Here is a 9,355-nt window from a genome sequence, read left to right on the forward strand (position 1 = left end):
TTTATGTCTGTTTTTAGATTTCCAGGTTCCCATGCCATGAGTATACTATAATTTCTGATTTTTGGCTACCTTAACCCACCGTCTAAAGCCAGTGGGATTGCGGTAGCCTTATTTCAATGTAAAATCAAATCGGTTCGGTCCATCCGGAACTTCAACCTTTCTTAATGCACCTTCCTCTACCAATATATCAAGATTTCTATATACAGTTCCTTTTCCAATTGTTGGATATGCTTCTTTTATAAATTCATACACTTCATTTGCCGTAACGTGTCTTCTCATTTCGTATACGGTATTTCTTACAAGATCTTTTTGAATGGTATTTCTCCTACTTGTCATTCGTCCTCCTTATTAGGATTAGTTCTTAATAAGGATTATATACAACTATTATCCTGTTTTTAAAAATAGTAATAATTACCATTATTATAAAAGCTGCCAAACTGAGCATCTTTTACCTGAATAACTATTTTATTTTGCGTTCAAATACATATTCTGAATCTGAAGATAAATCAGACCTAAACGAATATCCGAGTCTGTCAAATTTCTGAATCTCCACAGGATTTTCAATATTATTTTCTGCTATGAATCTGACCATTTCACCACGAGCCATCTTGGCATAGGTACCTTTTGTTACCAATTTATCTCCGGATAACTCACAAAATACAATCGTAATATATCTGTCCTGTGGTGTCAGATACTTTTCTATACATTTTGAGTATTCTTTTGATGCAAGATTAATGATAATCCTACTGTCATCGATTACTGAGCGGTATAACAATTCTCCCCAGTACTCATACAGATTTTTTGCATCTCCAATTCCAACCTTTGCCTGCATTTCAAGACGATAAGGAGTCAGACCATCCATTGGTTTTAAAATGCCATAAAACGCAGACAAGATTCTTAAATGATTTTGCAAATACTCAAACTGCTGGATTTCAAACACAGATGGTGCCATATATTGAAATGCAATCCCTTCATATGCTAAAACAGCCGGAGTAAGCCTGTTATAAAGATCCATATTTTCCAATCTGTTAAAGTTCTGCTCTGCAATCTTGTCATTACATTTCCAGATAGCTTTCAGTTCTTCTTTTGATTTGCTTTTCATCCAGTTTAATACTTCTGCTGTCTTATCAATATAGACAGGCAGTTCAACCGGTGCTAAGTTATCGGTATCTACAATCATCTTTTTTGCAGGTGATAAAATAATCTTCATTATGCCAATTCCTTAAGCATATTTTCAGGATCATCTGCCGCCTTGACTTTATCATTTGCCTTTATAATGATTCCCTGCTCATCAATAAGATATGTAGTTCTTACTACACCCATAGATACTTTTCCATAATTTTTCTTTTCTTTCCAGACATCATATGCTTCAATAACTTTACGCTCCGGATCTGCTAATAGCGTAAATGCCAGTCCGTATTTTTCTTCAAATCTCTTGTGAGACGCTACAGAGTCCTTGCTTACTCCGAGAATAACAGCTCCCTTCTCAGTAAACTGTGGATAACGCTCAGAAAATCCACATGCCTGCTTCGTACATCCTGGTGTATTATCCTTTGGATAAAAATATAAAATTATTTTTTTACCTAAATAATCACTTAATTTATGCACTTCTCCATTCTGATCCGGCAATTCAAAATCCGGTGCTTTTATTCCTAACTCTAACATTTACTATTCCTCCGCTTTTGTACTTTCCACCTGTTTTCTTGTTCTTTTATTGCCTGAAATCATTTTATGACCAGAATAGACTGCCATAATCATGCATATCAGAGAGCCAAATGCAAAGTATTTGTGTGCTGCTTTTAACCCTTTATATCCTGTATAAAAAGTTCCAATCATTGTGATTAAAGCTCCTACTGACCAATATTTATGTGCTTTCATGTAATTCCTCCATTTTTTTCAGTGTATTCAATTCTAATTATACGCTACCATATTCCTATGTCAATTTGATAATAGAGCATTCCTATAAAATTTTTCAAAATATCATTGTCAAAACTATGTATTGTTATCCTTTAATTTTTCTTTGAAATAATTGACAAAAAGCTTGCTTTCAGGAGATTACTATTTAATCTCTTTTCCATCTATATATAGTTGAAATTTATCAGGATTATTGACAACCTCATAGTCCTTTCCGTATTCTACAGGTCTATATTCGGCTGTCATTACCGATTCCCCGTCTTCAATATCCTCTTTCCATAAATAGATGTTTATATCAATGCTCGTCGCATATCCTCTGTCTGTGGAGAATTTTGTCGAATGAAAAGAATCATCCTTGTACATCTGCAAAAGTTTTCTTGCAAACGCTTCTCTATCCTCAATATCTTCCTTATTTGCGACCACGCTTATATTTTCATCCCGATTTACAGAAAAAGTTCCAACTACATCTGGTTCGCCTTCTTTATGACTGGATTCAAATTTCCCATAAATACTTCCTGCAGCAATTATCAAGATTGCTGTTCCTGAAATTACTGCAATTATCTTTTTCTTCATATTTTTAATTTCCTTTTAATTTTTTTACTGCGTAATTGATTACTTCTTCCGGTGTGGGCCTGTCTCCTTTAAGTGTCATTTTCTTCCATTCTTCCTGCACAGCCGGGTCAGGATTATCAAATCCTGCATCTATGGCTATCTGCATTTCTCTGCGTACTTCTTCTGGTGTTGTGTTATACTTTTCTGCAATCTTCTCATATATATTACCCGTCTTTCTGCGAAAGACACCAATGCGTCATGAAGCACAGGCCCTGTCCTTCGCTATCTTTTTTTTGCCCTTCTGATATTATTTACCTATAAGACTGACACACTACAGAACACGTAGAGGTGAGTGGCGGGGCTGTATAGCGGCGACCTCGTATATATATTTGTTGTCGGTCATCCGTTAAGGCATCAATGAGTGGCACATAACAGTAGCCCGTAAACTTATCTCTTCCGAAGTCGACTCGATCTCGCCGGATGACCAGTCACTGTCAGTTTTATAATAATAAATATCAGGAGGTAGTTACTTGTCATTTAAAATTTTTAAGTTCAACTGTTGTGGACTTGATATCCACAAAACATGGATCTTTGCCTGTATCGGTATTACCGATTCAAACAATCGTACTCAGTATAAGCAGGCTCGCTTTTCTTCTTTTACCAAAGGTTTGAATGAGCTGTGTGATCGGCTTGCCAAATACAATTGTAGAGATGCCTGCATGGAATCAACCGGTAAGTACTGGATCCCTGTTTTTAACATTTTAGAACAACACAATCTATGGGTTACTCTGTCCCATCCCAAATACACAAAACCTATGAAAGGTAACAAAACCGACCGTAAAGATGCCAAATGGATTTGTGACCTCTTGGTCACATGGATGAACTGAACAAGCACATTTCAGAAATAGAACAGGAAATCCTTCGTCTCAGTGATAAATATGAAACTGCTTTAAATTTAATAAGGACTGTTCCAGGATTCGATAAGAATCCTCTGACTGCTATTCAAGTGCTTTCAGAGATTCTCTCTCATTCATTTTCCTCCGATACTGTTGGCATGAAAAGTGACTTTACAACTTAAAATTGGATAAAAAGGACAAAAAAAGAAGAGCTGCTTGCTCTTCCCATATAGTAATAGTAAAATAATATGTCATGCCAGCGCAATATATTACCTAGAATATCGCTATAACAGGAAAGGGGCTGCATTGTGACAGCCCCTAATTTACTTCATCACGTTGTCTACATTCTGAGTGAACTCGTTCCCTGGTTTATTTTAGCATCGGTCTGGATTTTGTTTCATAAAGATAAATTTTGCCACAGAGCGGTCGTATGTTTTAATGTGTCCAAACAGCCAGTCGATTACATTTTTCTGTACAAGTTCACTGAACCGATCTGTTGGTCCTTCATACTCCTGAAGGTATTCATACAGTTCCTGAATTGTCTTTTTAAACTCTTCATGTTTTTCATAATGTTTTTCACGCTCTGGATAACCGGCTTTTTCCTGAAGTGCTTCTTCTTCTTTAAAATGAAAGTCAGTATACTCATTAAGATAATCCAGAAGTTTGATCGCCTTTACCTTGCTGTCGCCATTTTGACAGGCAATTACAAAGTTCTGAATACGGTCAATCAATTCTTTGTGCTGTGTATCGATTGTTTTATTTCCTGTTACTAAATTGTCATCAAAGGTAATGTTTAAATCGTAAGTCATAATTTGACCTCCATTTCTTTTATATGTTCTCTTAGGCTCTTTTAATGTCTGGCAGTTTCGTACCTGCATTTTCTGCTTAGTCTTCTACAGGAACGAAAACATCTTTTCCTAATCCGCAGATTGGGCATGTCCAGTCATCTGGAATATCCTCAAATGCAGTTTCTGGAGCGATACCGGCGTCTGGATCTCCTACTGCCGGATCATAAATATATCCACATGGTTCACATTCATATTTTTTCATAGTCATTTTCCCTTTTCAATGTCGATTTATTTTTGTTATCAAGTTCCTAGCAATTTTTCTAACACTTTGTTTCTTGTATATCTGTATTATACATGATAATTATTCTTTTGTCAATAATAGTAATTATTATTATTATTTATACTTAGCATAAACTGATATTTGAATTGCACATTTACATATTGTATATATCATATATATCATGGGAATAGTTGAATAAAAAAATGAACTCTATTCATCAAAGACAAAGTTGCTGGAGAATATTTTTTCTCTCCAGCAACTTTCTTTATCTTTAAGCCATTGAAACACAATACTGTCCAATCAGCTTCGTCCAACTATTATATTTATTCTTTTCACACACCTTTCGGCAAATCTCATTTTCCATCAATACCCAGAACATCTTATCATAATCAAACGCCCAAACAGCACCATTCACATGGTTCTCCACTGCTTTCTGATCTATGCTTTTCAAGCGTGTGACCATTTTTCAATTTCTCCATTTCCCAAGTTACCGATATTTTTGCAGACAAACCGAAAAAAATTCAACGTTGCATATTCATCATGCCAATGGAACTCTTCTGGATTGTTTTTTATTTTACTGGCTCGCTGCTGTTCTTTGATTATCTGATCAGCTACACCTTTCATCAAATCTTCGTATCTCATATTACTCACCTACTCTTCCTCAACGCCCAGTGACGGTTTAAATCTTTTATCCTTTGCCTGCGGTACCACGATCTCATAAAAATAAAATCCTAAATACCCAAGTGCCTGCTTCTTCATTTTATAAAAAGAAGTCCTGCCTATTCCTAACTCCTGTTGTACTTCCACATCTGTCTTATTATAATGACTGCAAAAACAGGAATGAAGGATCTCACTGAGCATCACACCATTCGGTGCATAGAACTTAACCAGTGTCATTCCACGATCAGAGAATAGCACAAATCAACAGTGAGCTGAGCACGCAGAAACTCATTCAAAAACACTGCGATTCTTACCGGCTCTGCCGTAAGGTAATTGAAGATTGCAAATCTGCTAAAAATCCAAAAGCATACCGCAGCAAACATCAGGCAGAATATCAGCTCCACGATTCACTAAAAAAAGAGCTTCAGGATCTCGGTGTTACCAAAATCCCAAGCTCTAATAAAATCCTGAAGAGGATTGAAAATCTTGAATCTGAACAAGCTACTACCGTCCGAAAAAAACAGGAATTGCAAAAAAAGCAGAAGACACTGGATATCATTAGACAGAATTTTACAGCACTGCTCTATGCTCCTGAGATCAGTTCAGACTTACTTCCAGCAAAACGGGAACCTGTTTCTGTCACAAGAGATAAATAAGATTGCACTGGCAACTCACTCATTTTCTTCCAAATCTTCCCATGGTTTAAAACCCATTTCCTCCCAGGTGACGCCATACGGTGCACCTCCGGAGGTATTTGTTTTTGGGTTATGCCAGTTATATAACGAAACGAAAAGACCGGGATTTCCCGATCTTCTCATATTATTTATGGACTTTTCTTTTACAAATACTAAATATGACTAAGGATATTCCCATTAAAGAAAGCCACATAATTACATTCGTATCGTCTCCCGTTTTTACATTTGGAGTGCGACTGCTTTTATCACCCGATGGTTCTTCTGAAACTGGTGGCGTATTCGTGGTAATTGGTGGTATCGATTCATTTTTAAATTTGGGTTCTGCCGTTACATTCCAAATTATCTGACCATCATAATTACCTGGAACTGTTATGATAAAAGGTTCACTTCGATATACTTGATTGCCAATTTGTGTTGTGTGTATCTGGACAAAAAGATACACACCTTTTTCCAGATTTCTGTACATAACTTCTCCATCTGAATTGGTCTTTCCGGACATTCCTCTGATGTTGTTATCCTGTACATATTTTTCCAGTTTTTTTGCAGCTTCTGCCTGGGCGGAAGAATCCTCAAAGTCAAATACGACTCCGGACTTTGCAAACTCAGTCTCTAAAACCCATGAATTCTTTTTATATATGCCAACCTGATACATCGTAAATTCAGTATTGCTTAGATTATATACTGCAGCTTCATCTTCAACAGTAGCTTTTAATAATATGCTTCCCTGATTATTAGCAGACACAGGTAACGGAATGAGGAGTAAAAGCATACACATCACACTGGCCATACACATATATATTCGCTTACGTTTACTTATTCTGCTCATGTTTTTTCTCCTTCCTGCGTTTATGTAACTTAATGCTCACCCATATGATGATGAAAGCAACAATTCCAGCAATCAATAGAATCAAATTGAATGGGATTGTGCACTGAAGACCAACTTCCTCATCTATCTTCTGTGCCTCTTCATACGGAATTCTAGTGCCACGTACAAGCAGTCTGTGCGTGTTAACTGCATAAGGAGTGCATGTGACCAGTGTTACATAATCCTTGCCCTTTTCAATCTGTAAAGCATCTGTATCGGATGGCAATACTGTCAGAATCTGATCCACCTGATAGGCAAAGGTATGATGAAGAACTTTAATATAAAATACATCTCCAACCTCCATCTTGTTCAGGTCGGTGAATATCTTGGCATTTGCAAGTCCACGGTGTCCGGATAATACCGCATGACAGCTCTCACCACCTACCGGAAGCGAGGTGTTTTTCAGATGTCCTACACCTGACTGCAGTACTTTTTCGGATGTTCCATGATAAACCGGAAGGACAACATCAAGTTTTGGAATATCAATATATCCCATCATTCCGGTATCATCAATTTTCAAAAGATTGTTATACACATCATTTTCTGTCTGATTTTCATTGCTTTCTGAAAATGGATCTGCTATGGAACCAATTCCGATCAGACTTTCGTTATATTCCTGTGCCTGTTCGATCATTGCATTCTCCTGTTCTTCCGACAAATGAGAAACTTCCTGTTCATAATCTGTAGCAATCGTTGTGCTGTTCATCTGATTGATGTAATTGCTCACTACCGGATACAGGATTAAAGAAAATGCCGCCAGATATCCAATTCCTCTTAGTATTTTCACTATTTTTTTCATAATACCTTTCACCTTTTGTCTGTTTCTTCTGAAATACCCAGTCCACACTGGATATTTCAGAAAAAGCAGACATCCTCCCGGTGCAATACCGGGAAGATGAACTGTCTTTTTGTCCATTCTTAAACTTCAGAATGTCTTAGTTGTTTGCTTTCTTTTTGCCAAAAGCTTTGCTTGCTGTTAATGCACCGAAAAGAACGATACCAGCCAGTGTTACCATGAGGGCACCCTTGCTACCAGTAGATGGAAGCTGTGCACCTGTTTTGTTTTCTACAGCTACTTCTGGGGAATCAGTTTTATTTGTGATTGCAGCACCATTTGTAGTCTTTCCATTGTATGTGTAATCAACTGAATAGCTTGTCAGTTTGCCAGTTGTTTCATCATATACCGGTTTGATCTCAACTTTGATGTCACTGAGAAGTTTATTGTATCCTTCTGGAGCTTTTGTCTCTCTTAAGTAGTAAGTTCCGGCATCAAGACCTTTTACAAGAACTTTACCATCAGCATCAGATACAATTTTTGCAGAAGTAAAGCCTGTTGCTTTAGCTTCATCGGCTGTTGCCTGACGGTATACGCCGTTTCCTTCGTCTACAATATTAATCTTTGCATTTGTATCTGCTGCATCGCCAGCTTCGTTTGCTTTATAAAGCTCGAATTCTGCATTTGCCAGTCCAGTCTGAGTCTCATCTTTTAAATAATATTTGAAGATTGTGAAATCAAAGGTATGTACATCTACGATGCTTGGCTCAGATTTACCTGTTCCATCTGACTTCGGATTATTACTGTACTCAACGACCGCCTTGTTGGTATTTGGATTCATACCGATTACAGCATCTCTGTTTAAGGTTGCAGTGTAAACAACTGTGATTGTATCGCCTGTACGATTCTTATAGGAATTATAGAAATCATTTAAGGTAACTGTTAAAGTACGGTTAGATTTGTCATATGCAAGTGCATATGTATTTGCTCCTGTACTTTTAGCTGTAAGTGTTGTATTTCCAACTTTTACAGACAGTACTTCTTTTAAGTCCAGTCCTTTGGACAAAGTATCGCTAAATTTAAAAGTATAAGAATTATATCCTGTCATATCCGGCACTTTAGAAGTCAGCTGGTAAGTGACGGTATCGCCAATTCCAAAATCTCCGACTTTCTTTTCATCTGTTGCACCATGTGGTGCGATGGTATCCTCAGACTCATTTTCGTCATCTAATTCCATCTGGTGATTGCCTTCCCAGTTACCATTCACAATAGCACCAATTGTAATTCCGCTTCCACTCTGTGCCGGAATGATTTTCTTGTCTACTGTCGGGTAATTACTCTTCATGTTAACTGTAGCATCAATACCTGTAACGCTAACTAAAGAGGCTACAGATTTTACTTTTTCATTTCCAGGTGCTGTAGATGTATCTGTTGCACCTAATGGATAAACTACATAGTATCCATAATCCAGGTTATTAATTACTGTAGTATCAGCGGTTGTATTTGCAGTTGTATGAGTAGTAGCTACAGTAGTAGCATTCTTAAGAATCCAGTCCAAGATATCTTTTGCAAACGCTGCGCCATTACTTCCATCTGTTCCGACCTGATCTTTAACATAGTTATATGCTTTTTCACTTAATGCTTCACCTGTTAATGTAGAAGCACCAGAAATTTTGCTCTGGAAGAATCCCTCATATGCACTGTTCAGTGTATATGCTACATTGCCCGCTTCATTTTTTGTTGCTGTAAAAATCTGATACAGATCCAGAGTCTTTCCTGCCACTGTATTGTTGACTGTCAGGGTTCCTTTTGGAGCTTCTGCTGCAAATGCAGTCATGCTCATGGACAGTATCATGGTCATTGCCATCAGAACTGCCATAAATCTTGATACTAATTTCTTCATGTTCCTCTTCTCACTTTCTTTTGATTT

17 protein-coding genes are annotated in these 9,355 nt (G+C 37.2%); 3 read left to right on the forward strand and 14 right to left on the reverse strand.

Annotated elements, in window-relative coordinates; translation table 11 throughout:
- Positions 1-108 precede the first annotated feature (108 nt).
- The 6 genes from GPK60_RS11955 to GPK60_RS11980 all read right to left on the reverse strand — a co-directional run bounded on the left by GPK60_RS11955 (position 109) and on the right by GPK60_RS11980 (position 2,719).
- Positions 109-336, reverse strand: coding sequence for a transcriptional repressor (locus tag GPK60_RS11955; protein WP_330590011.1), 228 nt, complete (start codon positions 334-336; stop codon positions 109-111).
- 124 nt (positions 337-460) lie between these two features.
- Positions 461-1,210, reverse strand: a complete 750-nt coding sequence (gene yaaA / locus GPK60_RS11960; protein WP_173866978.1) for a peroxide stress protein YaaA — start codon at positions 1,208-1,210, stop codon at positions 461-463.
- Positions 1,210-1,665, reverse strand: coding sequence for a thioredoxin-dependent thiol peroxidase (gene bcp / locus GPK60_RS11965; RefSeq protein WP_026648211.1), 456 nt, complete (start codon positions 1,663-1,665; stop codon positions 1,210-1,212). The genes yaaA and bcp overlap by 1 nt, the downstream gene beginning before the upstream one ends.
- Positions 1,666-1,668: 3 nt before the next feature.
- Entirely contained in the window at positions 1,669-1,878 is a 210-nt protein-coding gene (locus GPK60_RS11970; RefSeq protein ID WP_026648210.1) for a DUF6219 family protein, read from the reverse strand.
- A gap of 180 nt (positions 1,879-2,058) precedes the next feature.
- Positions 2,059-2,487 (reverse strand): hypothetical protein, encoded by a 429-nt coding sequence (locus tag GPK60_RS11975; RefSeq protein ID WP_173866979.1) that lies wholly within the window; start codon positions 2,485-2,487, stop codon positions 2,059-2,061.
- 4 nt (positions 2,488-2,491) lie between these two features.
- On the reverse strand, positions 2,492-2,719 hold the full coding sequence (locus GPK60_RS11980; RefSeq protein WP_147632539.1) for a sporulation initiation factor Spo0A C-terminal domain-containing protein: 228 nt from the start codon (positions 2,717-2,719) through the stop codon (positions 2,492-2,494).
- Positions 2,720-2,996: 277 nt separating this feature from the next.
- On the opposite strand from GPK60_RS11980, the gene GPK60_RS11985 reads away from it, so the two are divergent.
- Positions 2,997-3,353 carry a transposase gene (locus GPK60_RS11985; RefSeq protein ID WP_226911832.1) on the forward strand — a complete coding sequence of 119 codons (357 nt, stop codon included), beginning with the start codon at positions 2,997-2,999 and terminating at the stop codon, positions 3,351-3,353.
- Positions 3,341-3,544: a hypothetical protein gene (locus tag GPK60_RS15435; RefSeq protein ID WP_147632540.1), complete on the forward strand. Its 204-nt coding sequence runs from the start codon at positions 3,341-3,343 to the stop codon at positions 3,542-3,544. Before GPK60_RS11985 ends, GPK60_RS15435 begins: the two co-directional genes overlap by 13 nt.
- Before the next feature lie 192 nt (positions 3,545-3,736).
- On the opposite strand, the gene GPK60_RS11990 is transcribed toward GPK60_RS15435, so the two are convergent.
- The 5 genes from GPK60_RS11990 to GPK60_RS12005 form a co-directional block, all read right to left on the reverse strand.
- Positions 3,737-4,171 (reverse strand): hemerythrin family protein, encoded by a 435-nt coding sequence (locus GPK60_RS11990; protein WP_019161195.1) that lies wholly within the window; start codon positions 4,169-4,171, stop codon positions 3,737-3,739.
- 76 nt (positions 4,172-4,247) lie between these two features.
- A complete protein-coding gene (gene rd, locus GPK60_RS11995) occupies positions 4,248-4,412 on the reverse strand; it encodes a rubredoxin (RefSeq protein ID WP_015524975.1) in 165 nt (54 codons plus the stop codon).
- Positions 4,413-4,701: 289 nt separating this feature from the next.
- Entirely contained in the window at positions 4,702-4,893 is a 192-nt protein-coding gene (locus GPK60_RS15745; RefSeq protein ID WP_330591399.1) for a hypothetical protein, read from the reverse strand.
- Positions 4,878-5,072 (reverse strand): hypothetical protein, encoded by a 195-nt coding sequence (locus tag GPK60_RS15750; RefSeq protein ID WP_330591400.1) that lies wholly within the window; start codon positions 5,070-5,072, stop codon positions 4,878-4,880. The genes GPK60_RS15745 and GPK60_RS15750 overlap by 16 nt, the downstream gene beginning before the upstream one ends.
- A gap of 9 nt (positions 5,073-5,081) precedes the next feature.
- Positions 5,082-5,327 (reverse strand): hypothetical protein, encoded by a 246-nt coding sequence (locus tag GPK60_RS12005; RefSeq protein ID WP_226911831.1) that lies wholly within the window; start codon positions 5,325-5,327, stop codon positions 5,082-5,084.
- On the opposite strand from GPK60_RS12005, the gene GPK60_RS12010 reads away from it, so the two are divergent.
- Positions 5,321-5,746, forward strand: a complete 426-nt coding sequence (locus GPK60_RS12010) for a hypothetical protein (RefSeq protein WP_252191393.1) — start codon at positions 5,321-5,323, stop codon at positions 5,744-5,746. The genes GPK60_RS12005 and GPK60_RS12010 overlap by 7 nt on opposite strands.
- 163 nt (positions 5,747-5,909) lie before the next feature.
- On the opposite strand, the gene GPK60_RS12015 is transcribed toward GPK60_RS12010, so the two are convergent.
- The 3 genes from GPK60_RS12015 to GPK60_RS12025 all read right to left on the reverse strand — a co-directional run bounded on the left by GPK60_RS12015 (position 5,910) and on the right by GPK60_RS12025 (position 9,328).
- Positions 5,910-6,611, reverse strand: a complete 702-nt coding sequence (locus tag GPK60_RS12015) for a pilin N-terminal domain-containing protein (RefSeq protein ID WP_173866980.1) — start codon at positions 6,609-6,611, stop codon at positions 5,910-5,912.
- On the reverse strand, positions 6,595-7,449 hold the full coding sequence (locus GPK60_RS12020; protein WP_173866981.1) for a class C sortase: 855 nt from the start codon (positions 7,447-7,449) through the stop codon (positions 6,595-6,597). Before GPK60_RS12020 ends, GPK60_RS12015 begins: the two co-directional genes overlap by 17 nt.
- A 136-nt stretch (positions 7,450-7,585) precedes the next feature.
- On the reverse strand, positions 7,586-9,328 hold the full coding sequence (locus tag GPK60_RS12025) for a SpaH/EbpB family LPXTG-anchored major pilin (RefSeq protein ID WP_173866982.1): 1,743 nt from the start codon (positions 9,326-9,328) through the stop codon (positions 7,586-7,588).
- Positions 9,329-9,355: the final 27 nt, after the last annotated feature.

It is taken from the genome of Ruminococcus sp. MCC718 (assembly GCF_018783905.1).
Lineage (GTDB): Bacteria > Bacillota > Clostridia > Lachnospirales > Lachnospiraceae > Hominisplanchenecus > Hominisplanchenecus faecis.

Excerpts from the sequence above, each read along its gene's own strand:
- GPK60_RS12025 (WP_173866982.1), bottom strand. The coding sequence starts at position 9,328 with ATGAAGAAATTAGTATCAAGATTTATGGCAGTTCTGATGGCAATGACC.
- yaaA (WP_173866978.1), bottom strand. The coding sequence starts at position 1,210 with ATGAAGATTATTTTATCACCTGCAAAAAAGATGATTGTAGATACCGAT.
- GPK60_RS12015 (WP_173866980.1), bottom strand. The coding sequence starts at position 6,611 with ATGAGCAGAATAAGTAAACGTAAGCGAATATATATGTGTATGGCCAGT.
- rd (WP_015524975.1), bottom strand. The coding sequence starts at position 4,412 with ATGAAAAAATATGAATGTGAACCATGTGGATATATTTATGATCCGGCA.
- bcp (WP_026648211.1), bottom strand. The coding sequence starts at position 1,665 with ATGTTAGAGTTAGGAATAAAAGCACCGGATTTTGAATTGCCGGATCAG.
- GPK60_RS11975 (WP_173866979.1), bottom strand. The coding sequence starts at position 2,487 with ATGAAGAAAAAGATAATTGCAGTAATTTCAGGAACAGCAATCTTGATA.
- GPK60_RS12020 (WP_173866981.1), bottom strand. The coding sequence starts at position 7,449 with ATGAAAAAAATAGTGAAAATACTAAGAGGAATTGGATATCTGGCGGCA.
- GPK60_RS11955 (WP_330590011.1), bottom strand. The coding sequence starts at position 336 with ATGACAAGTAGGAGAAATACCATTCAAAAAGATCTTGTAAGAAATACC.
- GPK60_RS11970 (WP_026648210.1), bottom strand. The coding sequence starts at position 1,878 with ATGAAAGCACATAAATATTGGTCAGTAGGAGCTTTAATCACAATGATT.
- GPK60_RS11990 (WP_019161195.1), bottom strand. The coding sequence starts at position 4,171 with ATGACTTACGATTTAAACATTACCTTTGATGACAATTTAGTAACAGGA.
- GPK60_RS12005 (WP_226911831.1), bottom strand. The coding sequence starts at position 5,327 with ATGACACTGGTTAAGTTCTATGCACCGAATGGTGTGATGCTCAGTGAG.
- GPK60_RS15750 (WP_330591400.1), bottom strand. The coding sequence starts at position 5,072 with ATGAGATACGAAGATTTGATGAAAGGTGTAGCTGATCAGATAATCAAA.
- GPK60_RS15435 (WP_147632540.1), top strand. The coding sequence starts at position 3,341 with ATGGATGAACTGAACAAGCACATTTCAGAAATAGAACAGGAAATCCTT.
- GPK60_RS15745 (WP_330591399.1), bottom strand. The coding sequence starts at position 4,893 with ATGGTCACACGCTTGAAAAGCATAGATCAGAAAGCAGTGGAGAACCAT.